Raw genomic sequence first — 25,139 nt, forward strand, 5'->3', positions numbered from 1 at the left:
TATTTTTATGTCAAAAATGGAGATCCATTTGTAATCTGTATAGTAAAACGTCTGTTTCTCCCAGAATATCTAAAAAACTGACATCCGTTTGTACTTTCAATTTATGACCTACTATAAATTTAGAAACACCAAATGTATATTGATCTGATTTGTTGTTACCTGTAATTTCCAGATCGGGGGTTACATTAGAATATCTTACAGCCAAAGCCCAATTACTTTTAAATACATACCCGGTTGCAAGGTTTAAACCAGTACCAACCCTAACAATATCTCCAGTCTCGGTGCCATCAGAATTTTTAGCTACAGGGTCATCGGCAGTCCTGTTTGCATATTCGCCCATAAACGAGAAACCTCTGTATTTGAACATGGCATCCACAAAAAGTGTTTCTATTGTAGTTTCATAAAGACCTACATCATTGAACATATAATCACCCAGGTTACTTCGGGTTCTTACCGCATTAGAATTAATATCATAAGTAGCTGACAACATTAATTTAGGCTTTTCTTCCCTTTCAAGATCACTGCCAAAGTAATCACCTTTATTTTTGAATTTCCCAAAAGGCAAAAGTTCCAGACGTCCGGTATATTGATGGCCCCCTAAATTTCCAAGAACCACATTCCTCCCTTCTCCCTGCGAAAATGCAATTTTCTCTCTTACCAAGAATTTATCTGTAAGATTAAAATGATGTCTTAATTGTAACCCGATATCGCGATCTATATTATAGGCAGCGTTTAATATGGAACGATCCACTAATTGCATATTTCCAGAAGAAATAACCCGCTCAATATTGCCAGGTAATTTTGTCTGCCCTGCCCATAAAACAAAATTTCCATAGAAATTCCACATGATTACAGCATCCATTATCATTCTCGGGGAATTTCGTGTAAACTCGGATTGCCCTGCCTGATCTCTGTTAGACAACCCTAATTCAATTTTATATTTCAGTCTGGGAGAAAGTACAAATCCATCGAATTTAAGACGAGCCCGACGAACAAGCATATTAGAAGCGGGATCTACTAAACCACCATCTGGTTCTTTTTCCCATGCAGCCGTGCCTAATAATTGCATACGCGCAGCAATCTTCATGCTCCAGGTGCTATCCTTTCCCATCAAATTAAATATTCCTTTGCCAAAGACTCCTGGTGAATTGGTTTCCTGTGAAATTACAGAAGAAAAAAAAGTTAAAATAAATGCCAGTGTTAGAAGCTTAGCCTTCATGAGTTATTAGTTTTTGTCTGAGACAAAGAACCAACATAGTTGTTAATACAACGTTAACGCAACATTAATTTATAGAACAAAAAAACTGCCTTGGCCAAAGGCAGTCATTAGAATTCATAAATGATAGTCGACAAAAACTAATATTCAATATGAAATTGCTAATAGTTGTGTTTAAACACAGCAACAAATCTCAAGAAAAGTTATGATGTATATGTAATGTAAAGATTAAATAATCATTAAAGTCAATTGAAAATGAAAGTATGTAAAATACTATAAATCATTACTTATCGTTTTTAATGTAAAATTAACGTTATGTAAAAGTTCATTTAAGGTTAAAAATATTTAACTTTATACAATTAATGAATTACAAAATAAACTGAATATGAAGAAAGCAGTCATATTAATAGTGTTGACTTTTGTCACAGTATTAGCCTATGGACAGGAAAACAAAGTACAGAAACTAAATAAAGAGACCAACTTAATAGAAGTTACGGACTATCATGATAATGGTATGATTAGCCAGGAAGGGACTTTTAATTTAAAAGGGCAATTACATGGTGAGTGGATTAGTTATGATGCTTTAGGAAATAAAATATCTCAGGGCAGTTATGAAAATGGATATAAGTCTGGCAAATGGTTTTTTTGGTCTAATAATACAATGAAGGAGGTTGAATACAGTAAAAATGAAATTGCCAGTATTAACGGAGTAAAAAATTCCTCAAGGGTAGCCGACAATCATTAATATTTTATGGTATTAATCATAGATAAAACATCCCGCCGATCGGCGGGATGTTTTATTTTACAATACATTTCAATTTTTTTATCAAGGACTTTTTTCAGAATTGGCAGCAATGTATACAGGCTCTTCTGATACGCTCTGCATACGGGCAATATCCTGAAGGCTTATTTTTTTGGCTTCGAGTTCATTATTGACCTGCGTAATCTTATTTTCCTCGATTGATATTGGTATTTCTAAAGTCTCATATCCCAAATAACTGACTAATAAGGTGTAATTCCCGGGATCAATACCGGCTATTTCAAAATTTCCATGAAAATTAGTCTGGACACTTATAGGTGTATTTTTGATTTGTACATGGGCAAATAGCATGGGTTCGTTATTCATCTCTTTGTCGAGGATTGTACCCATAACAGAGCCCTGTTCCTGTGAAAACAAGAGTGCTGTAAACAATAAGGAAAAGACCAAAACTAAATATTTCATTGACTTAATTTTTCTACTGCAAAAGAAAGACGTCAATGTAAAGCTAAGGTTACTTCTATATTAAAGTTTGGTAACAAAAAGGTTATCAAAATTTAGGATAGCAGAAAAAATATTGAGAGAAACAGATCAATAGTAAGTTATATTCGTGGATCATCAAGACCACAAATTATTGCATTTTTTAAAAATGATCCCCAGTACTTTAAATATAAAAAGCTCGGCATTGCCGAGCTTTTTAATCGAGTATATACTATTTTATAAATTAATTGACCCCTACAGTCCAACCTGTTCCCCAGGCAGAAACATCTGTTCCGGTACCATTACCATCACCTGAAATAAAGTCTGCCTCTGTAAATGTATATCCGGTATCATTTTTTAGCTTGGTAGTGACATTGTTAAAAGTAACATCAACAACACCAAGATTACCATCTAAGACCCCCTGGCCTGTTGGATTACTTCCTGTATCACCATCAAGATCAAAACCTTCATCAAAATCATTAAGTACTATATTGGTGAAAATTCCCTGGGTACCCGCCCTAAGACGTATAGCTTCACTGGCATCGTTAGCACCAACTACTGTTACATTAAATACATTTGGAGCGGAAAAATACCCACCGTCGTTGCTAAAGTCTGTATTATAGCCATCACATTCAAAGGCTTTATCATGTGACACACCGTGCTGTACATAAACATCTGTTAGTGTTCCGGTATAACCTTCAGTCCAGTCAATAGAATCATCTTCTGCATTGACAATAACTATATGACTCGCATTTACGGTTCCACCGAAAAACTCTATGCCGTCGTCAGATCCTTCATAAATCTCAACATAGTCTATGGTAGTGCCATTTCCAACCGCATATAAAGACAAGCCATTTAGTTCCGCATTTCCGTCAATAGCTCCACCGGCATATTCAATTCTTAGATATTGAATGTTACCAGAATTATCTGTTGGAGTATTCCCCCCATAAGATAAACCTCCTACCTCTGAAGTTGCAGTATCTTCTGAACCATCTGCAGTAGAATTTATAGGTGCCTTCCCACAAATAACAAGTCCACCCCAATCCCCGGAAGAAGGGCTGCCGGCGTTAGAGGTCATTATTATTGGGTTACTGGCTGTGCCTAACGCATTTATTTGAGCACCTTGTTGTATAGCTATATAGGCATTTACCCCAACTGGCTGTGCTTTAATAGTAATACCGGCAGGGATAGTCAAAGTAGTTCCATCTGCCATTAGAACCGGTCCGGTTATAACATAGTTAATTTCGGAATCCAGCACAAGATTTTCTGTATAGACACCACTCAAATTAACCGTGTTATCTCCAGGATCTGTGCCACCACCTGATATGTTATTAATAACACTGTTATCATTTATAACAATATCCGGGGTATTGTCCTTCTCGCATGCAAATATTAATGCGGCGGTTATACCTAATACTAAAAATTTGTTTTTCATTGTTTTAAGATTAAATAGAATTAAAATTTATATTTGAGGGTTAGCCCAATGTTAACCCCAAGAGTATACTCTCTTATTATAACATCACCTATCCCCGTATTTTCTCTGATTAAAGAAACTTCAGGATCCAGGAGATTCATTGCGGTAAGATTAGCTTCAAAGTGTTCGCCAATTTCGTTTTTCCAAACAAAATTTAATGTAGGGACTGATTTTTCTACAATATTGCCCAAACTTCCGGCCCCTAAGGAAAAGATCCTATCGGAAAAATAAGAAAACACTACGGTGGCTTTAGGTTTATAATTACCAAACACCGGGCTAAAATTAAGATCGGTATTTATAATAAACGGAGACGCTCCTTCCAACTCATCAGAATCCCTGTCAAAAGTGGTTCCAAAGGTATTTTCGGATCCTGCCGGAATGTCTTTTAAATCTTGCTTGGTACTTGTATAAGCGGCATTGAGGCCAAAAGACAATACAGGGATATCATCGGTGTTAGAGATCAGATTTTTGCGAAATTCAAGTTCTACGCCGTAAATGTTTGCCTGATCTCCGGTCCTGAAATAGCGTTGCGTGCCTGTTGCGTCTGCTGCAACAACCCTGTTTACGGGATTTTTAATGGTTTTTGAGAAAGCTGCTAACGAGATAATTTCATCCCGCTCTAAAAACCACTCGTATTTTAAGTCAAAATTGTATACATCCGAATAGGTTGGCCCCTGCCCATTCAATCCACCTAATAGATCCGGATTACCGCCTATTCTCTGAGTTACAGATTCGTAAACAAATGGAGCAACTTCTTTAAATTCCGGAAAAGATGCGGTTTTACTGAAGGCAAATCGCAAATTGGAATCATCATTTAAGGCATAACGGACATTCAAACTGGGTAAATAGATGTTTTCATAAACATTTCGAAAACCAGGGTCATCCGGCCTGATGTTTATTACATCATATTCCACATTTTGTGAAAAAGATTCAACTCTGAAACCTGGGACCAAGGACCATTTTTCACCCAGGTTTAATTCTGCTGAGGCGTATACTCCATGAATATCAAGATTTCCGGTATAGGTATTCTCTGGTAATCCCGGCCTGTTTTTATTACCTATTTTATCGTTAATAGGGTTGAGAACAATTAAATCATATAACCCTGATCCTTCAGGGATATTTATGTTTGAAACATTAAAAATAGAGTTAAAATTATTGACATCGGTTACAGGTGTATTGTCCCGGTCCACTATTTCATAGCCATATCTTATACTGCTAAACCTACGTTCTTTGGTTCTGCCGTTATATCCAAAATTTAATTTTACTTTCTCAGATAGTTTATACCCCAGATTAAGGTAACTATTTAGCTCATCATCTTTTATGCTTTGAAAGAACCTCTGATTGTCAAAAGGGATATTTGTGTAAAAAACAGGGTTTGTATTGTTGTCGCCATCTAAGGCGAATTGATAATTTTCAAGAGTGATTCGTTTTCTATCGGGTTCATCTGAAAATACATTGTTATATCCTATACCCCAGCCCAGCGTAATTTTATCATCAAAATTGTGAATACCGGTAAGTTGATTTACAAAAATCATGTCCTGATTAAACTGGGCATTCATAACGTAAAACCCCTCATCGGTATTTAATATTGCATCCCTGTTTGTGCCAAGACCATTTATTCCGTAGTAACCAACTGCATCAACAGAATTATTGATAAATAATGAACTTAATTTAACAACATGATTAGTATTTATTCTATAACCAATGTTCGCCAATGCGGTAGTTGTGGTATTATAGGAATATTCCCGAACATTAGGGAAGTCGGTTTTAAGAACATTGGTATAATCACGTGCAGGACCTTCCAATAATTCATAACCATTTTTAAAAGAAGTTGCTCCAAAAAGGCTCAATCGGGACTCTTTTCCAAAAGAAAAGGAATAACCTCCTTCAATTGCTCCGGAAATATTTATTGGATCCCATGCGGCTTGTGGATCTACCCCATGGGCCAGGACTATGGCGAATGGGTCATTGCTATAACGATTATAGAATCCGTAATTGCTGGGCCCTTCACTCCGGACAAAATTTTCACCGGCTACATTTGAATTTAAACCACTACCCAATGAAACTTCTAAATAACCATTGCCGGTGTAATCTTTAGAATCTATATTAACGTTCCCTGCTGCAAAATCTCCATAAAATGCGGAGCCATAAGCTTTGCTAACTGATACATTCTCTATAATACTTGACCCAAAGATATCAAGATCAATATTCTTTTTATTAACGTCATTAGAAGGTAATGAAAGCCCGTTCATAGTGGTGTTTTGGTATCTGTCACCAAGACCTCTTACATAAACATTACTGGATCCTTGCTGCTTGGATATCCCTGAAATTTGAGATACGGCTGCCGCGGCATTATCAATTCCCTTAAGTTTCAGCGCTTCTGCACTTATGGCCTCCTGAATGACAAGCGCCCTTTTTTGTTCGAGCAACAATGCTATTTCTGAATCTTTACTAGTTGATACGGTAATTACTACCTCATCCAATGAAACACTACCTGCCCCAAGTGCCGTATTAATCTGAGTTACTTTCCCGCTCTCTACAACCACATTAGGAATTTCCAGCGTTTCATAACCTAAAAAGCTAAAAATCAATGTATACTCACCGGGTGGCACCCCTGTAATTTCATACAGGCCATCGAAGTCTGAAGTGGTTCCTTTAGATGTATTTTTTATAAGAACATTGGCAAACGCAAGAGGCTCATTATTTACCTCTTTATCTGTAAGCTTACCTATTATACTTCCAGCTTCCTGGGAATGACCTATAAAGTGGGTAAAAATAAGTAGTGCAATAAAAACTTGTTTCATCAATTTGATTTACGTTTTCAGCCGCAAAGAACGCTATGAGTTGTAAAAGTCCTGTTACCTGCAGGTTAAACATTTATTTTATTAAGGTTACCATAAGGTTAGCAGATTAAGGAAACGTTAAGGTGTATTGTTCCTGTTTATTAATTCACTGAAAAATGGATTATTTAAGTATTTATTCACCTTTAAAAAAATGTATCTTGCCAGCTTAATCTTAGACATATGAACTGGGAACAACTCCTTTCTTTAAGACGATTCGGGGACACACATAAAAGACTTCGAAATGAGCAAAACGAGACCCGCTTAGGATTTGAAGTTGATTATGACAGGGTCATCTTTTCGGCGGCTTTCAGGAGTCTGCAAGACAAAACTCAGGTAATTCCGCTTTCTAAAACGGATTTCGTTCATACCCGTTTAACCCATAGCCTGGAAGTTTCTGTGGTTGGGCGCAGCCTGGGAAGGATTGCTGGTGAAAAGCTACTAAAAAAGCACCCATTTTTAAAAGAAACCCATGGGTATAAATTTGGAGATTTCGGCGCCATAGTAGCTGCAGCCGCTCTGGCCCATGATATAGGCAATCCACCATTTGGTCATAGCGGAGAAAAGGCGATTGGGGAGTTCTTTAAACACAGGGAAGGTAAAAAATACCAATCGGTTTTATCTCAAAAAGAGTATCAGGACATTATTGATTTTGAAGGCAATGCAAATGGGTTTAAGTTACTTACAGAATCACGCGAGGGAGTATCAGGCGGACTCCGGCTAAGCTATGCCACGTTGGGAGCCTTTATGAAATATCCGAAGGAATCTCTTCCGAAGAAGCCAACAACTCATATAGCTGCTAAAAAATTTGGATTTTTCCAGTCAGAAAAGGAATTCTTTAAAGAAGTAGCTGAAGAATTGGGTCTTATCTGCACAAGTGCAGGGGAGGATATAGCCTATTCAAGGCACCCTCTGACTTATTTGGTGGAAGCAGCTGATGATATCTGTTATACTATTATTGATTTTGAAGATGGAATAAACCTGGGATTGATCTCAGAAGAATACGCTTTGGAGTACTTGATTAAACTGGTTAAAGACACCATAAATACAAAAAAGTACAATTCATTAACTATTATGGCCGACAGGCTCAGCTATCTAAGGGCATTAGCAATTAATACGCTCATTACGGATGCGGTATCAGTTTTTCTTGAAAATGAAGAAGCGATCATAAAAGGTGAATTTGAGGTCTCACTTCTGGATCGTAGCCGCTATAAGGCCCAAATTGAGGACATTATTCAATTAAGTGTTAACAAAATATATCGCTCTGCGGGAGTTATAGAAAAGGAAATTGCCGGATATAAGATTATCTCTGATATTTTGGAAGTTTATACAAAGGCCCTGGTTGGTCAAAAAGAAGGTAAGCCCACGAACTATGATAAGCTTTTAATAGAAACCTTGCCGCATGCCTATAGAAATACAGAAGGTTCAACGTATTCTGTTTTGTTAAATTCCTGTTGTTTTGTAGCTAGTCTATCAGACAGTGCAGCTGTTCATATACATAACAAAATAAGCGGAAAACAACTTTAAAAACTATATGCTAAGCCAATTGCCAAAACCTGTCTGAATTGGATTTTGGGAACCCCGGGATCAATTACATTACCAGTGTCAGAGATTACCTGGTCAAAACGAATATCATCATCATAAATAACCTGGGTGCCTAAATTGGCCTCAAATAAGTCATTCACCTTAAATGTAAAATTCAATTCCCAGTCTACATCTATATTACCAAAACGCCTTATATAATCCGTAAAAAGACTTAGACGATGATTCATATTTATATTGGTTGCTATCTCTTTCTCCCAGGTATTCGTAACCAGGACCCCGAACTCAATAAATTTTTTTTCGCCTTTTTTAATGATATTTCCAGCTGTATCATATTCCGCTCTTTTAACTCCAAAGGCACCTTGGTTTGCCAGTGTTTGATCAAGAACAAAAGTTGCTTTTACCGTTGTTGGAGATAAATAGAGGTTAAAGTTTTTTCCTTCAGGAACAAAGGAAGGACCCCCACCAAAGAATAGATATCCGGGAGCCATAAATGTGGAGATGGGATTGTCTCTATCCGGATACTTAAAACCATCAGTAAATTGTGTATTAAATTTAGTATTAATTGAATAGTACCATTTGCTCAAAGTATCCCGGCGATAGCCAAGACTAGAAGCAAGCCTTATTACATCCTCTGTTTTTCTGGGTTCTCTATCTTCCTGAACGTTTATACCGTACCTAAGGATTGCTTCATTATCCCAGGTAAAGTTTCTGAATTTGTAATTTCTTGCAAATTTCAAGTTTACTATGGCAGAAATAGAATTTTCACCCCCGGCGTTCCAATTAACAAAGGCTACCTCACTTATATTTAATCCCAATTTATTTTCCTTTGACCAAAAGGAAGGGATTACGAAGGGTTTATATGGTTCACTCAGCACTTTAGTGTCATTGAATGAAATAACAGGATTGATAAAGCGAATTCCTCTGGGGACTGCTTTTATTTTGTATTGTGTGGCCCGGATAACAATAGTATCAATTTTTGTAGTATCAACAGCTGTGCCCGAAGGAATAGTATCCTGCAGGTATGCATAGGAAGAGGATAATACCAACAATCCGAATAAAATTAATCTTCTTGTCATACTATAACTCCAATAATTCTAAAAGAAGTTTTTTAATGGATTGGTCATCAAGATGTGCCATTTTGTGCAATTCTTCTACTGTTCCATGTTCAATGAAAACATCATCTATTCCGCATATTGAAATAGGAATAGGGTTATTTAAATCGTTTGCAAATTCCAAAATGGCACTTCCAAAGCCCCCAATTTTGCAACCATCTTCTACGGTGATTATCTGCTCATAGGTATCAAAAATAAAGCGTAACATTTTCTCATCCAAAGGCTTGGCAAAACGCATATCATAATGGCCTATTTTTCCTGGCATATTCAGGTCTTTAATAAGCATGGAGATAGTGTTCCCAAGGTGGCCTAAAGATAGTACAGCAATTTTATTTCCTCGGGTCAATTCTTCAGCGACACCAATTTCCATTTTTTGGAAAGGTTGTTTCCAATTAGTGGTAGTAGCACGCCCTCTGGGGTAGCGAATTGCAATTGGCTGTGAAAGGCTATCTTGAATGGTATACATAATATTGCGGAGCTCCGCCTCGTTCAGGGGTGAAAAGATAATGAGATTTGGGATACACCGTAAATAGGCTATATCATAAATTCCGTGATGTGTGGCACCATCTTGTCCGACTATTCCCGATCTGTCCAGAATGAAGGCCACCGGAAGATTCTGTAAAGCAACATCATGAATTACCTGATCGTAAGCCCTTTGTAAAAAGGTAGAATAAATAGCGCAAAAAGGCAGTAATCCTTCAGCAGCCATTCCTGCAGCCATAGTAACCGCATGTTGCTCTGCGATACCAACATCAAAAGCCCTTTCCGGAATTTGCTCCATCATAAACTTTAAGGAACTTCCGGTAGGCATGGCAGGAGTAATGCCAATAATCTTATCATTTTTTAATGCAAGTTCTACCAGCGTTTGGCCAAATACATCCTGGTATTTAGGCGGCATATTTTCGGCCTTCGCGCTTATTAAATCGCCGGTTTGTATGTTGAATTTACCCGGAGCATGATAGGTAACCTGATTCTCTTCTGCCTTTTTTAAACCCTTACCCTTAGTTGTAATAATATGAAGTAATTTAGGGCCTTTTATGGCTTTCAACCGTTCTAATTCTTTTATCAGAGCTTGGATGTCATGACCATCAATCGGTCCTGTATAATCAAAATTCAGGCACTCGAAAATATTCTCATCTTTTGCCGTACCCTTTTTGACATTAGTCAGGTATTTTTTAAGAGCACCTACACTGGGATCTATGCCAATGGCATTATCATTGAGGATTATAAGAATATTCGTATTTGTAACACCGGCATGGTTCAATCCTTCAAAAGCCATCCCACTGGCAATAGAGGCGTCGCCAATAACTGCAATATGTTGTCTTTTAATATCTCCTTTTAATTTTGATGCAAGAGCCATCCCCAGGATCGCAGAAATTGAAGTGGAACTATGACCAGTTCCAAAGGAATCATACTTACTTTCATCTCTTTTTGGAAAACCACTTATTCCACCCAGTTGCCTGTTAGTGTGAAAGACATTTTTACGCCCTGTGATAATTTTATGGCCGTAAGCCTGGTGACCAACATCCCAGATTAATCTGTCAAAAGGCGTATTAAATACATAATGTATTGCCAAAGTTAATTCTACCACACCTAAGCTTGCACCTAAATGTCCTTCTTTGACGGCTACTATATCAATTATAAATTCCCTTAATTCTTTGGCAAGAAGAGGTAATTCATTCGCTTTTAATTTGCGAAGATCAGAAGGATAATTAATAGTATTCAGCAGTTTCATAAGAAGTAACAAATGTACATTAATTCATTTTTTGATATAACCACATCTATTCCTAATATTGCAGTATTATGTCTATTGATTTTAAATTTGACGATGCTTATTTTATGAAAAGAGCATTGCAGGAGGCTGAAACTGCTTTTGAGAAAGGTGAAGTTCCTATTGGAGCAATAATTGTTGTGCAGGATAGAATAATTGCCCGGGCGCACAATTTAACCGAGCGACTTAATGATGTAACGGCACATGCGGAAATGCAGGCAATAACATCTGCCGCTAACTTTTTGGGAGGAAAATATTTACATAATTGCACTTTATATGTAACTCTGGAACCTTGTCAAATGTGTGCCGGGGCACTTTTTTGGAGTCAAATTCCTAAAATTGTTTTTGGAGCTTATGATCCTCAAAGGGGTTTTTCTGCTTTAGGGGGACAATTACATCCAAAAGCTACTATATCCGGGGGTGTTTTAGAAGAGGAGTGTGCAGAATTGCTAAAACGGTTTTTTATTCAGAAACGAAGTTTGAATTAGGAACAAAAAAAATCCCCGATTTTGGATCGGGGATCGTTCAATTCAAAATAAAATATTTTTATCCGATTACTTGCACTTGTGCCGCAACCATGCCCTTTCTTCCTTCTTCTTCTTCGTATTCTACTTTGTCGCCTTCGTTTAATTCCACTCCGTTCAATGCTGTGGCATGAACAAAGATGTCCTTCCCGGTGTCGTCGTTGGTAATGAACCCGTATCCCTTGGATTCATTGAAAAATTTTACAGTTCCTGTCATTAAAATAAGTATTAAAATAAAAAAATTACGATACGAAAGTATGATTTTTTGCGCAGACCTCTTTAAAGAAAAGGCAAAATTTGACCAAATTTATTGATTTTCAGACTTTTTGGGAAGTTTACCTTGCATTTTACGAATATTTTCCTCAGTGAGCATATAATCCTTTACTTTTCTGGTTTTGCTCTCCTTAATAAGAAATAACGGCATAGCTATTAAAAACAGCCCAACAGTGCCAAATCCAATATATTTATTGGCAATTTGAGAATGTTCTTCTCCAAGTGAGAAACCATAAAATATAGCCCCCAGCGATCCCAGTACAATTAAAAGAATGATATGTTTGAGTCTAATTTGCATCTTCTTTTGTAAAGTTAATCAACTTCCTTCTATAAGCGGTTAGCAACTTCGATTTTGAAATAAATCCAAAATATTTACCATCTTTAATTACCGGCAGGTTCCATGCACTGCTATCCTGGAATTTTTGCATTACTTCCTGCATAGAGTCTCTTTCATAAAATATAAGTTCAGGGGCATTGTGCATAAAGGATTCGACCCTTATTTTATCATATAATGTTGTGTCAAACATAAATTCACGTATGTCATCCAATAGAACAATACCTACAAGGGCATCATTTTCGTCTATTACCGGAAATATATTTCGGGCAGATTTTGCAACCGATTTGTAGACCAGTTCACCGAGTGTCATATCCTGCCTGACGGCCTTAAAATTCTGTTCAATAATATCATCGAGCTCCATTAAAGTGAGCACAGTTTGATCTTTGTTATGCGTGATAAGCGCGCCTTGTTCTGCCAATTCTCGCGTATAAATAGTATAATCAATTGCATTTTTTGTGAGAAGAAAGGAAATTGCTGAAGTAATCATTAAGGGGACAAAAAGTTCGTAGCCTCCTGTTATTTCAGCAATTAAAAAGATGGCGGTTAATGGTGCCTGCAGCACCCCGGCTATAAGTCCTGCCATTCCAATTAGGGTAAAATTACTCTCATTCACGGAAAGCCCCAACCCTAAATTATTGATCACCTTTCCAACCACATTACCTAAAGCGCTTCCCATGACCATAGTAGGAATAAATATACCTCCTGCGCCCCCGGCTGCAAAAGTTGTAGTCATTGCAACAGCTTTGAAAATGGTAATCCCGAAGAGTAGTGCTATAACGACCCATATATTATTGGTGTAGTTGTCAAAAGGGGTTTTACCCAGCGCATCAATATGTTCACCGTGCAAGAGCTTATTAATAAATCCAAAACCTTCTCCATAGAGCGGTGGAATAAAATAGAGCATAATACCAATGGCCAATCCACCAACCAGAAGTTTATATTTTGGACTTTTAAATCTTTCAAAGAAAGCTAGTATTCCAAAATACATTTTTGTAAAATAAATAGAGGCGATAGCCGTACCTACTCCTAAGACGATATAGAAAAATGTATCTTTTATTTCAAATTTTTCAGTTATGGAAAAGCTAAATAAAGATTCATCTCCAAGAAAAAAATAGGACGTAAGAACACCGGAAATAGAAGCTAACAACAATGGCAGCATTGAAATCATAGTCAAATCCAGACTAAAAACCTCGACGGCAAAAATTATTGCGGCAATAGGGGACTGAAATATTGATGCAATAGCCCCCGCAGATGCACAGGCTATTAGAAGGGACCTTGTTTTGGCATTAATATGTAATAACTGGGCAACATTTGAACTAATTGCTGCTCCTGAAGCTACAGCAGGGCCCAAAAGTCCAACAGAACCCCCGAATCCAACAGTTAACGGGGCAGTAACCAAAGGCAAAAATATTTTCTTTGCACTGATAATCCCTTTCTTTTTAGATAGTGCAAAAAGAATAGAGGAAATGGCGTGCTCCAATTTTTCCTTGTGTACAAACTTTACATACAAATAAACCAGTGTAAGCCCAATAATTGGGGTAACAAAATACAGCTGGTAATTTGAAAAAACGATTCCTTTTTCCAAAAGAGATTCTATGAAGTAAGTGATGTTTTTAAGCGAAACTGCCGCAAGACCGGCTAAAAATCCAACAACCACACTCATTAACTGGGTAAAGGTCTTATTGGAGATATTTTTGTACCTCCATTTAAGAAACCTGGTAAATAAGGTTGTTATTCGGTTGGGCATTACGTGATTATACGTTTAAAGGTATTAAAAAATGCCGCTTTAAGACGGGATTGATGTTAAGTTTGAATATCCAATTTTAAGTGAAGTTCCTTCAATTGTGCATCATCAATAAAGGCAGGTGCATCAATCATTACATCTCTTCCACTATTATTTTTTGGAAATGCAATAAAATCTCTTATGGTTTCCTGTCCGCCAAGAATAGCCACTAATCTGTCAAGGCCAAATGCAATTCCTCCATGAGGGGGTGCGCCATATTGAAAGGCATCCATTAAAAAACCAAATTGTGCTTTGGCCTTTTCTGGCGTAAAACCTAGATGTCTGAACATGGTGGCTTGTGTATCTTTGTCGTGAATTCTTATTGATCCACCACCAATTTCATTTCCATTTAAGACCAAATCATAAGCATTGGCTCTAACCGCAGCCGGATCAGTATCCAGTAATTCTAACTGTCCTGGTTTGGGAGAAGTAAATGGGTGATGCATAGCATGGTAATTACCCGTTTCTTCATCTAACTCCAGTAATGGAAAATCTACAACCCATAATGGCGCAAATTCTTTCGGATTTCTAAGTCCCAGGCGTTCTGCCATTTCCATGCGTAAAGCACTTAATTGAGTTCTTGTTTCTGCAATATTGCCTGAGAGAATACAAATAAGATCTCCAGGTTTTGCACCAGTATGCTTAGCCCATTTGGTAAAGTCTTCCTGGTTGTAAAATTTGTCAACAGACGATTTAAAACTTCCGTCTTCATTATATTTTACATATACCATGCCTTTTGCGCCTATCTGTGGCCTGCGCATCCAATCTATTAATTGATCAATTTCTTTTCTGGTATACGACGCTGCGCCGGGTACCGCAATACCAACAACCAATTCAGAGGAATTGAACACATTAAAATCTCTGTTCTTAGCTACTTCATTTAATTCTCCAAATTCCATTCCGAATCGGATATCCGGTTTGTCATTACCGTATCTCCGCATGGCTTCGTCATAGGTAAGTCTGGGGAATTCTCCAGTTTCTACCCCGATAATTTCAGCAAGCAGATGCCTGGTAAGACCTTCAAAAGCATTTAATATATCATCCTGTTCCACAAAAGCCATTTCGCAATCTATCTGGGTGAATTCAGGTTGTCTGTCTGCTCGTAAATCCTCATCTCTAAAACATTTTACAATCTGAAAATATTTATCCAACCCACCCACCATGAGTAGTTGCTTAAAAGTTTGAGGAGATTGTGGCAACGCGTAAAACTGCCCTTCATTCATCCTGCTAGGCACAACAAAATCGCGGGCACCTTCCGGGGTGGATTTTATTAAATAAGGGGTTTCCACTTCTATAAAGCCTTGTTTAGTAAGATAATTCCTTACCTCTAAGGTAACTTTGCTGCGAAAAATGAGATTTTCTTTAACCGGATTTCTTCGAATATCCAGATAGCGAAATTTCATTCTCAGGTCTTCTCCACCATCAGTTTTGTCTTCAATGGTAAATGGAGGTAACAACGATTCGTTTAAAACATGAAGTTGGGTAACTAATATTTCGATATCGCCTGTGGGGAGATTCGGGTTTTTAGAAGTTCTTTCAATCACAGTTCCCTTTACCTGTAATACAAATTCGCGACCTAAATCCCTGGCTTTTTCCAATATTTTAGGATCACTTCGTTCTTCATCAAATACCAGTTGGGTAATGCCATAGCGATCTCTAAGATCTACCCAGACAACAAAACCTTTGTCTCTTGTTTTTTGCACCCAACCAGACAAGGTGACTTCGTTATTTATATGAGATGATCTTAATTCACCACAGGTATGACTCCTATACATTTTAAGTTTCTTGTATTACAGCCGCAAATGTAAGAAGATATGCTTGTAACCCTATAAATAGTATACAATTTTAAATGCAAAAAAGATTTTAACAGGAATTTATTTATAGGAAAAAGCAAAAAAAATATTTAAGTGGCCATTTATTTATTACATTGAAAGGAAATAACTAATTCAAAACTTAAAAACATGAAACAATTTCTACTTAGAAATATATTCCTATGGTTGTTTTTGACTTTACCCATCTTTGCATTTTCGCAAGGAAAGGTGAATGGGAATATTACAGACTCTGAAGATGGTGTGCCTTTGGCCGCAGTAAATGTGGTTGTTAAAGGAACCACTTCAGGAACTACTTCGGATTTTGACGGTAACTATGAAATCGAGGTCAGCAGTTTTCCGTCTACTTTGGTTTTTTCTTCTTTAGGATATGAAACTAAGGAACTGGAAGTAAGCGGCCCAACAACATTAAATGTATTACTGGCTCCATCGGCAACCGGGCTTGACGAAGTTATTATTACAGGGCTTGCTTCGTCAGTAAAAAGATCTAATGCAGCAAATGCAGTCGCAACGGTCTCGGCAGAGGAATTGGCCGGGGTTACACCACCCCAAACTTTAGATGGAGCTTTGCAGGGTAAATTTGCAGGAGCTTTAATAACCAAAAGTTCTGGAGCTCCGGGAGGAGGTATATCTGTGAGGTTAAGAGGGGTGACCTCTGTTAATGGTAATGCCCAACCATTGTATATTGTAGATGGGGTTTATGTGAATAACAGCAGCATTTTTGCACCCGGATTAAATGATGTCTCTCGTGCAGCAGCTGGTGGAGCTAGTGTTTCCAGCAATCAAACCCAAGATAATCCATCTAACAGGATAGCCGATCTTAATCCGGACGACATTGAAAATATTGAAATTCTTAAGGGTGCTTCGGCCGCGGCTATATATGGAGCCAGGGCTGCCGCTGGGGTAATTATTATCACAACTAAAAAAGGAAAAGCAGGAAAGACTAAAATTTCGTTTTCCCAAGCTATAGGTTCTAACAGTGTAATTAATTTGCGAGGTTTAAGAAACTATACAGCGGAAATTGCTGAAAATGGTTTTGGAGCCGGTCAGGGTGCTCTTTTTACACAGGCTCAAAATGATGGTAGTTTAGTTGACTACGAAAAGGAGATTTTTGGTGAAAGTGGTTTTATTTCCAATACTAACGTAAGCGCCTCAGGGGGTACCGAAAAAACACAATTCTTCGCAGGTTTTACAAATAATGAAGAAGCTGGGATTGTTAAGAATACAGGGTATGATAAAAAGTCAATTAGGTTGAACCTGAATCATAAATTCTGGGATGATAGGGCAAACCTGTCCTTGACCACGAATTATATTAACTCTTCTTCAAACAGGGGGTTTTTTAACAACGATAATTCAGGTACTACCATAGGGGTGTCGCTTACATCTACCCCTCCCTGGGCTAAATTGTTTCCGGATGAAAATGGAAATTATCCAGACAATCCATATGGCGCGTCAAACCCTTTACAAACCAGGGATTTAGTTACAAATAATGAGAAAATCGAAAGGTTTATAATAGGGGGAACAATGGATTTGATGCTTTACCAAAAAGAAAGATCCAATTTAAAGCTGATCCTAAGTGGTGGAGTTGATTACTTTTCGTTAGTTACCACGGCAATTTTTCCAAAAGAATTACAATTTATGAAACCTTCCAATGGGGGATTGAATGGATTAACGGCACAAGGCACCACCCAAAATAAGGACGCAAATTACTCGGCATTTTTGGTTCATAATATTTACACGGCAAACAATTTAAACTTTACTACCCAGGCGGGTATAACCAAGCAGACTTTTTCGCAAAATACAATAAGGAATACAACATCTAACTTAATAGCCTCCGAGACTAATTTGGACCAGGGAGCCAATGTTTCTGTTAGTCAATTTAGGTTGGAGCAGGAGGACTTCGGATTCTTCATACAGGAAGAAGTGAATTACCAGGATAAGTTAATTGGAACCATAGGTTTAAGAGGAGATAAGTCCAGTAATAATGGCGATGCCAACAAGCTGTTTTATTATCCCAAGGCCTCCGGAGCAGCTAACCTGCATAATTTTGATTTTTGGAATTTAGACGTTTTAAGTCAGTTCAAACTTAGAGTAGCTTATGGTCAAGCAGGTAACTTTGCACCCAATGGGGCATTATTCACGGCGTATAATAATTCACTTATAGATGGGATAGTTGGAATTGTAGTTCCGAATACTCTGGGAGACCCGGATATTCAACCTGAAACTCAAAAGGAATTGGAATTTGGAATCGATGCCGGGTTATTGGAAAACAGGATTTCACTTGAATTTTCATACTATATCAAAAAGGTAGATGACCTAATTTTACAGGCAAACAATGAACCTTCCTCTGGTTTTAATTTTAGGTTTGCAAATGCAGGGAATTTAGAAAACAAAGGTGTTGAACTCGGAATAAATGCCAGTGTATTTGCTAATCGGGATTTTAGCTGGGATACTGGAATCTTATTTTTCAAAAACAAATCAAAAATTACCAAACTAGACGTTGATCCTTTTGATACCGGCGGGTTTGGGACCGGACTTGGTACCTTTAGAATAGAAGAAGGGAAAAGTGTCACTCAAATAGTAGGTAATGACGGAGACGGAAATATAATAGTTCTAGGTGACGCAGAACCAGATTTCCAAATGACTTTCAACAACAATTTCAGGTACAAAGACTTTACTTTATCCTTTCTTTGGCATTGGAAAAAAGGAGGAGATAATATTAACTTATCGAATCTGCTGTTTGATTTTGGCCAAACTTCTGGGGATTATGATGATTTCACATTAGACCCTTCGGGTACTTTATCCAATGGGGACTATAGAATAGATTCATTTTTTGCCGGAAATGCCGCGGCTTTTGTTGAGGATGCAGGTTATTTAAGATTAAGGGAAATAGGGTTATATTATTCGCTCCCCCAAAATTTTTTAGAAAAGGCATTTAAAGGATATGTATCCAATATAAGGGTTGGATTATCAGGGAACAATCTCATAAACATTTTTGATTATAATAGTTATGATCCTGAGGTTTCTAATTTTGGCTCCAATGGGTTGTCATCCGGTGTTGAAGTAACGCCATTCCCGTCATCCAAGCGCTTTATGTTTCACTTTTCAGCAGACTTTTAATTAATAATAATATAAGACAAATGAAAACACTAAATAAATTATTAATAGTAACTCTAATTTTCTTGGCCTTTGGTTCTTGTGAAGTTCAGGATGGTAAGAATTTAAATGGAGCTGATACTACTTCGATATCAGAAGATGTTTCCAGAGGAGAACTCGGAGATGCAATAGCTGGAATTCTTTCGGATATGAGGGAACGTATCGAAACTCAAGTAGATGCAACTTCTGTATTAGGCAGAGAATACTGGAGAATTCAATCATCTGATCCCAGGTGGACAGGGGATTTGTTAACCGGGCTGCTCGACGATAATACATTCTATACTACGGCTCCTTATTCTGCGAGGTATGCTACCGTAAAAGATATAAATCTTGTATTGGAAGGTTTGGTAAATTCAACAGCGGATTTCACTGAGGCAGAAAAGGCTGCAGCTAGGGGTTTAGTCAATACCCTAAAAGCACACGAGCTTTTGATGGTTCTTAATGCTCAATATCAGAACGGGATAAGAATAGAAGTATCGGATCCGGATAATTTGGGCTCATTTGTAAGTTATGATGAGGCCTTGTCATCCTTATCGAGTATCTTATCGGATGCTTCTTCTGATCTTTTGAATGCAGGAGCAAGTTTCCCGTTTCCCATTCCATCGGGATTTGAGGATTTTAATACTCCGTCAACGTTCGATGAGTTTAACAAAGCGTTGGCTGCCAGAATAGCGGTTTATCAGGGAAATTATACTGAAGCCCTGGCATTGCTTTCTGAATCATTTCTTGATTTAGGCGGGGATTTAAATAGTGGAGCATACTTCACCTTTTCCCTAACTGGCGCAGATTTATCCAACCAATTGTTCTTTGCGCAAAATTCAACTATTGCGAATGCCAGAATTGCCCACCCTACGTTCATTACAGATGCGGAGGCGGGTGATACCAGGCTTAATAAAGCACCGTTAAGAGATGCTCCATTAACTGCAGATGGTTTAACCGGGGAGAATGATGTTTTTATCTACCAAAGCAATGTTGATCCAGTGGGTATTATTAGGAATGAAGAGCTGATTCTGTTATATGCAGAAGCGAATCATATTACCGATCCTACTGAGGCCGTTAACGCCATCAATATAATTAGGAATGCTGCTGGGTTGCCTAATTATTCTGGGGGAACAGCTCCGGCAGATTTGGTTAATGAAATATTGCAGCAGCGGCGTTACTCATTATTTGCTGAAGGTGGCCATCGATGGATTGATGTAAGAAGATTTGATCGACTAGGAGATTTACCATTAGATAGGCCTGGGGATGGTACTGCAGAACAATTCCCAATACCTCAAAATGAAAATCAATAAAAAGTGATTAGACGTAAAAAAACCCCTGACCTTGTGGTCAGGGGTTTTTTGTTAGGATCTTTTGCCGCTTAAGCTGCTATTTCAAGATCTTTCTTTTTTAGAGGTGATTTTTTGGCCCCTCCTTTGAGTTTAATCTTTATTCTGTATACGATATTAAACAGAACAGGAACTATTATTAGGGTAAGGAAGGTAGCCACAATTAATCCAAAAATAACCGTCCATGCCAGAGGCCCCCAAAAAATGACGTTGTCTCCACCGATATAAATTTTAGGGTCAAACTCCGTAAACAGCGAAAAGAAATCAATATTAAGACCAATAGCCAAAGGAATTAGTCCCAGCACGGTGGTAATTGCTGTTAGCAAGACCGGTCTCATTCTGGCTTTTCCGCCTTTTACAATTAATTCTGTGACCTGTTCTCTGGATAAGAGCTCTTTATCCTCCATCCCTAAAGACACTTTTTTTCGATCTATAAGAATTTGTGTATAATCCAGGAGGACCACTCCATTATTAACAACAATACCAGCCAAAGATATAATGCCCATCATGGTCATCATAATTACAAAAGGCCAGCCGGTGATCATTAATCCGCCAAAAACGCCTATAAAACTGAGGAAAATCGCTGTCATTATAATAGCAGGTTTTGAAATACCCCCAAATTGGAACACAAGGATTAACATTATTAAACCTAACCCTGAAAAGAATGCGCCAACCAAAAATTGCATCTGTTTATTCTGTTCTTCAATCTGTCCCGTATAATCGATTTTTACATTGGCTGGAATTCCCTTGTATTCTTCCATTTCCTTTTTTATCTCCGCCACAATTGCCCCAGCATCTGTAAATCCTGGTCTAAGTCCCGAATAAAGTGTTACAACACGTTTAGTGTCCTTGTGTTTTATTGCACTAAAACTGGAAGTATTCCTCTGAGATGCCACGGCAGATACAGGAATTTCTTTTATACGGCCAGTTGCCTGGTCCCTGAAAATTACATTCTGATTGAACAGTGCACTGGTATTATATCTAAGGTCTTTATTAAAACGAACATTAATATCATAATCTTCGCCACCTTCTTTATAAATACCGGCCTTGTCTCCAAAGAGTGAACGCCTTAACTGCATTCCAACCTGTCCTACCGATACGCCAAGCTCACCGGCCTTTTCACGATCTACAGTGACCTGCATACTCGGTTTTCCGGTATTTACATCAATCTTTAATTCTTCAATGCCTTCTATGTTTTTAGTATTAAGGAAATTACGCATTTGCTCTGCGGTATTTATTAAAACGTCGTAATCCTTCCCTTCAATTTCTATATTTATTGGATATCCAGAAGGAGGAGCAATCTGGTCTTTTTCCACAGAGATAGCAACCCCAGGGTATATGCCTTTTAGACCATCCTGAATTTCTTTACGCAGAGCTTCTGTATCTCGACCATTTCTAAGCTTATATTCTCTCATAGAAATGGTAATCTTACCCCTGTGTGGCATTTCTGCTGCTGAGCCTCCCTCTGTAAACGGATTTTCTGCGCCTTTACCTACCTGGGAAACACTCGATGCGACAAGTAAACTATTTTCGCCATCCATATATTTAGGATCATCTGTAATCGCGTAAACCCTTTTTTCGATATTTTTCGTTATTTCATTAGTTTTTTCTATAGCCGTGCCCTGTGGATACTCTATATAAACATAAATCTCATTAGGGGTATTGTCAGGAAAAAATTCCACCTTTGTTCTGCCGCTTCCGAGTGATATACCAAAAGCAATAAAGGCAGCTATCAGCAACAATACCGTAAAACCAAAGTATACATATACATTTCTTCCTTTAAGAGCACTCCTTAATCGATTTTCGTACCAATTTTCAAAACGGGACAAGTAATTTTTTTGAAATTGTAAAGCTGCCTTTTTAAGTCCGTACTTGTATCCCCAGAACAAAATCACCAGGACAATCATTAAAGAACCTAAACCACGGACTGCACCACCAACGATAATTATAAACAGTCCAATTCCTCCAAGCACGATACTCAGTCGAATAAGTTGTTTTAGTGAAAGAACTTTGTTGCCCACCTCCATAAAGCTCGATACCAGCATAGAGTTCATAAAAATGGCAACGAATAATGAAGAGCCAAGGACCACAGATAGGGTTATCGGGAAGAAAATCATAAACTCACCCATAATACCGGGCCAGAGTCCCAGCGGTACAAAAGCAGCAACTGTGGTGGCTGTAGAAATAATTATGGGAAAAGCAATTTCTCCAATACCTTTTTTGGCGGCCTCAATACGAGACATACCTTCTTCTTCAATTAAGCGGTAAACATTTTCAACAACAACAATACCATTGTCTACCAGCATTCCCAGTCCCATTATGAGTCCGAACAATATCATCGTATTTAAAGTATATCCCATGGCAGATAATATCATGAAAGACATAAACATGGACATAGGGATTGCAAATCCAACAAAAAGAGCGTTCCGAAAACCTAAAAAGAACATTAAAACGGTTACCACCAATATGATCCCAAAAATAATGTTGTTAACCAGGTCATCGACCTGATTTAATGTGCGACTTGAGGAATCATTGGCGATACTTACTTGCAAGTCTGCAGGGAAATAATTCTCCTTCGAATCCTTTATAATTTCTCTTATATGATCCGCTGCAGTGATCGCGTTTTTTCCGGCTCGTTTTTTAATATCGAGCATAACTACACTACTGCCTCTTTCCCTGGCATAAGTAGTTCTCTCTTCTTCCTTAAAGGAAACGGTTGCAATATCCTTGAGGTAAACGGCATCATTATTTTCTGATTTTACCACAAAGTTCTCAAGCTCGCTTGGGTGTTGTATTTCTCCTAAAATTCGTATAGTACGACGCTGTCCGCTGGTCTTTAAATTTCCTGCTGACATAGTCATATTCCCATTGCCTATTGCTTGTATAACATCGTCAAAACTTACTTTGGCCGCCATCATTTTATAAATATCGACGGCTACTTCTACTTCTTTTTCCTGTGCTCCCCTTATATCCACACCTTTAATCTCCGGCAAATCTTCTATTTCATCTTCCAGATACTCCCCAAATTCTTTTAATTTCTCAACTGGATAATCCCCTGTCAGATTTACATTCATGATAGGAAAAGATTCAGATAAATTAAGATCAAAAACATCAGGCTCAACTTTTGCTCCATTGAAAATAGGCCAGTCTTCTCCAGCCTTTTCACTATCAACTTCGTCCTTCACTTTTTGTTTGGCATATTCAACAGAAATATCTTCATCAAATTCAACCACAATCATAGAATAATCTTCCTGAGAAGTAGATGTGATTTCAACTACATTACTTACATTTTTTAAACGGTCTTCGAGAGGATCCGTGAGCAACCGCTCAATGTCTTCTGCTGTATTTCCGGGATAAATCGTACTAATATATATCTTGGTTTCTTTTACCTCCGGGAAGTCTTCTCTGGGCATTGAAAAATAAGACGATAATCCAATGAAAAAAAAGATGCCAATCATTACGTAAATGACCGACGGATTATCAATAGCCCATGAAGATAATCTGAATTCCTTATTAGCGTTTCTCTGTTGCTTACTCATAAGACTATTGAATTATTTTTACTTTCTGATTTTCTCTGACATTGCGAGCACCTTCCATGATTACCTGTTCACCGGGGTTAATTCCTTCTATGACTTCAACGTAGTCTCCCTGCGTTAGCCCCGTTTTAATTATCTGTTTTTTTGCTACTGCCATGTCATTTGAATCAACCTCTGTGGCGATATAGACATATTGCTCACCCTCCGCATTTTCAGAGATCAAACTCTGTGGAATTAAAATAGCCTTGTTATTACTGTAATTGTTAATCTGTACACGAGCTGTAAGATTTGGCTTTATATTATTATTTTTATTGGGTACTGCTATTTCTACTCGAAAAGATCTGTTAGTTGGATTAATAAAATTTCCTGTTTGCCTTACAACGGAAGTAATACTATCGCCCAGTACAGGGAAATAGGCTTTTACTTCTTTACCTACTTTTACCCCATTTAAATAACTTTCAGGTACGTCCACTTCAATGTACATATCAGAAAGGTTTACAATGCGAAATACTGCTTGCCCATTAACCGGTGAAACAACAGTTCCCTGTTCTTGAATAACATTGTCAATTATTCCTGAGAAAGGGGCTCTTATATTTGATTTCGCCAACTGGCTTTGAGCTTGTTTAACAGAATTCTCTACTGCCTGATAATTTGTTTCTGCCTGCAGATATTGAATTTCAGATCCAATTTTTTGCTCCCACAGTCTTTTTTGACGCTCAAAAGTAGTTTTTGCAAGTGCTGCCTGGGTTTTTAATTGTTCAAGTTGACTACTCATTCCACCATCATCAATTGTAGCCAAAAGCTGACCTTTATTCACTTTTTGACCTTCTTTCACATAGACTCGAACTAATGTGCCGTTCATCTCCGGGTAAATCAGTACATTTTGTTTGGTCATTACGTTTCCTTGAAGATCGAGATAGTGACGAAACTGCTGCTCTTTTGTTTTTAAGGTGGTAACCAATGCTAATTTTGAATTGCTATCCTTTACATTTATAACAGAATCCAGAAGCCTAAGTTCTGAATTCAATAGTTTTTGTTTTTCGGCAATTTCCTGTTTTTTTAATTTAATTGCTTCTAAATTTCCTTCAGCAATTAAGGTTTCAACTGACTTAACTGGACCATCTCCACAGGATATTATTAGAAATGAAATTAGTATTAATAAAAGAGTATTTTTCATT

Annotated in this window: 17 protein-coding genes; 5 read left to right on the forward strand and 12 right to left on the reverse strand. The window is 37.8% G+C overall.

All coding sequences use genetic code 11. The annotated features are described in order from the left end of the window. Positions 1-10: 10 nt before the first annotated feature. Positions 11-1,219: a porin gene (locus Q0874_RS04630; protein ID WP_299159953.1), complete on the reverse strand. Its 1,209-nt coding sequence runs from the start codon at positions 1,217-1,219 to the stop codon at positions 11-13. 382 nt (positions 1,220-1,601) lie between these two features. On the opposite strand from Q0874_RS04630, the gene Q0874_RS04635 reads away from it, so the two are divergent. Then, on the forward strand, positions 1,602-1,961 hold the full coding sequence (locus Q0874_RS04635) for a nicotinic acid mononucleotide adenyltransferase (RefSeq protein WP_299159956.1): 360 nt from the start codon (positions 1,602-1,604) through the stop codon (positions 1,959-1,961). Between the two features lie 81 nt (positions 1,962-2,042). On the opposite strand, the gene Q0874_RS04640 is transcribed toward Q0874_RS04635, so the two are convergent. From Q0874_RS04640 to Q0874_RS04650, 3 genes are all read right to left on the reverse strand, one after another. Then, on the reverse strand, positions 2,043-2,438 hold the full coding sequence (locus Q0874_RS04640; RefSeq protein WP_299159958.1) for a carboxypeptidase-like regulatory domain-containing protein: 396 nt from the start codon (positions 2,436-2,438) through the stop codon (positions 2,043-2,045). A 259-nt stretch (positions 2,439-2,697) separates the two neighbouring features. After that, positions 2,698-3,888, reverse strand: coding sequence for a multidrug transporter (locus Q0874_RS04645; RefSeq protein ID WP_299159960.1), 1,191 nt, complete (start codon positions 3,886-3,888; stop codon positions 2,698-2,700). 20 nt (positions 3,889-3,908) lie between these two features. Then, positions 3,909-6,731, reverse strand: coding sequence for a TonB-dependent receptor (locus Q0874_RS04650; RefSeq protein WP_299159962.1), 2,823 nt, complete (start codon positions 6,729-6,731; stop codon positions 3,909-3,911). A 219-nt stretch (positions 6,732-6,950) separates the two neighbouring features. Between Q0874_RS04650 and dgt the strand changes: the two genes are divergently transcribed. Then, positions 6,951-8,294: a dGTP triphosphohydrolase gene (gene dgt, locus Q0874_RS04655; RefSeq protein WP_299159965.1), complete on the forward strand. Its 1,344-nt coding sequence runs from the start codon at positions 6,951-6,953 to the stop codon at positions 8,292-8,294. Here dgt and Q0874_RS04660 read toward each other — a convergent pair. Beyond that, entirely contained in the window at positions 8,291-9,388 is a 1,098-nt protein-coding gene (locus tag Q0874_RS04660; protein WP_299159967.1) for a DUF3078 domain-containing protein, read from the reverse strand. The two genes, dgt and Q0874_RS04660, sit on opposite strands and share 4 nt — an antisense overlap. A 1-nt stretch (position 9,389) precedes the next feature. After that, positions 9,390-11,159 carry a 1-deoxy-D-xylulose-5-phosphate synthase gene (locus Q0874_RS04665; protein WP_299159970.1) on the reverse strand — a complete coding sequence of 590 codons (1,770 nt, stop codon included), beginning with the start codon at positions 11,157-11,159 and terminating at the stop codon, positions 9,390-9,392. 74 nt (positions 11,160-11,233) lie between these two features. Here Q0874_RS04665 and Q0874_RS04670 point away from each other — a divergent pair, with 74 nt between their 5' ends. Next, the gene (locus tag Q0874_RS04670) at positions 11,234-11,683 is read left to right on the forward strand and encodes a nucleoside deaminase (protein ID WP_299160105.1); all 450 of its coding nucleotides are present in this window, start codon (positions 11,234-11,236) and stop codon (positions 11,681-11,683) included. Positions 11,684-11,741: 58 nt separating this feature from the next. On the opposite strand, the gene Q0874_RS04675 is transcribed toward Q0874_RS04670, so the two are convergent. From Q0874_RS04675 to aspS, 4 genes are all read right to left on the reverse strand, one after another. Further along, positions 11,742-11,936 carry a cold-shock protein gene (locus tag Q0874_RS04675; RefSeq protein ID WP_299159973.1) on the reverse strand — a complete coding sequence of 65 codons (195 nt, stop codon included), beginning with the start codon at positions 11,934-11,936 and terminating at the stop codon, positions 11,742-11,744. 90 nt (positions 11,937-12,026) lie between these two features. Next, the gene (locus tag Q0874_RS04680; RefSeq protein WP_299159975.1) at positions 12,027-12,290 is read right to left on the reverse strand and encodes a hypothetical protein; all 264 of its coding nucleotides are present in this window, start codon (positions 12,288-12,290) and stop codon (positions 12,027-12,029) included. After that, on the reverse strand, positions 12,280-14,076 hold the full coding sequence (locus Q0874_RS04685) for a chloride channel protein (protein ID WP_299159978.1): 1,797 nt from the start codon (positions 14,074-14,076) through the stop codon (positions 12,280-12,282). Before Q0874_RS04685 ends, Q0874_RS04680 begins: the two co-directional genes overlap by 11 nt. A 56-nt stretch (positions 14,077-14,132) precedes the next feature. Next, positions 14,133-15,887 (reverse strand): aspartate--tRNA ligase, encoded by a 1,755-nt coding sequence (gene aspS / locus Q0874_RS04690; RefSeq protein WP_299159980.1) that lies wholly within the window; start codon positions 15,885-15,887, stop codon positions 14,133-14,135. A gap of 186 nt (positions 15,888-16,073) precedes the next feature. Between aspS and Q0874_RS04695 the strand changes: the two genes are divergently transcribed. After that, positions 16,074-19,061 carry a SusC/RagA family TonB-linked outer membrane protein gene (locus Q0874_RS04695; RefSeq protein WP_299159983.1) on the forward strand — a complete coding sequence of 996 codons (2,988 nt, stop codon included), beginning with the start codon at positions 16,074-16,076 and terminating at the stop codon, positions 19,059-19,061. Between the two features lie 20 nt (positions 19,062-19,081). Then, positions 19,082-20,389 carry a RagB/SusD family nutrient uptake outer membrane protein gene (locus tag Q0874_RS04700; RefSeq protein ID WP_299159986.1) on the forward strand — a complete coding sequence of 436 codons (1,308 nt, stop codon included), beginning with the start codon at positions 19,082-19,084 and terminating at the stop codon, positions 20,387-20,389. Positions 20,390-20,457: 68 nt separating this feature from the next. On the opposite strand, the gene Q0874_RS04705 is transcribed toward Q0874_RS04700, so the two are convergent. Together Q0874_RS04705 and Q0874_RS04710 are read right to left on the reverse strand one after the other, a co-directional pair. Next, positions 20,458-23,964, reverse strand: a complete 3,507-nt coding sequence (locus Q0874_RS04705) for an efflux RND transporter permease subunit (protein WP_299159989.1) — start codon at positions 23,962-23,964, stop codon at positions 20,458-20,460. Between the two features lie 4 nt (positions 23,965-23,968). After that, entirely contained in the window at positions 23,969-25,138 is a 1,170-nt protein-coding gene (locus Q0874_RS04710; protein ID WP_299159992.1) for an efflux RND transporter periplasmic adaptor subunit, read from the reverse strand. Position 25,139: the final 1 nt, after the last annotated feature.

The organism is uncultured Eudoraea sp., from assembly GCF_947490415.1.
Taxonomy (GTDB): Bacteria; Bacteroidota; Bacteroidia; order Flavobacteriales; family Flavobacteriaceae; genus Eudoraea.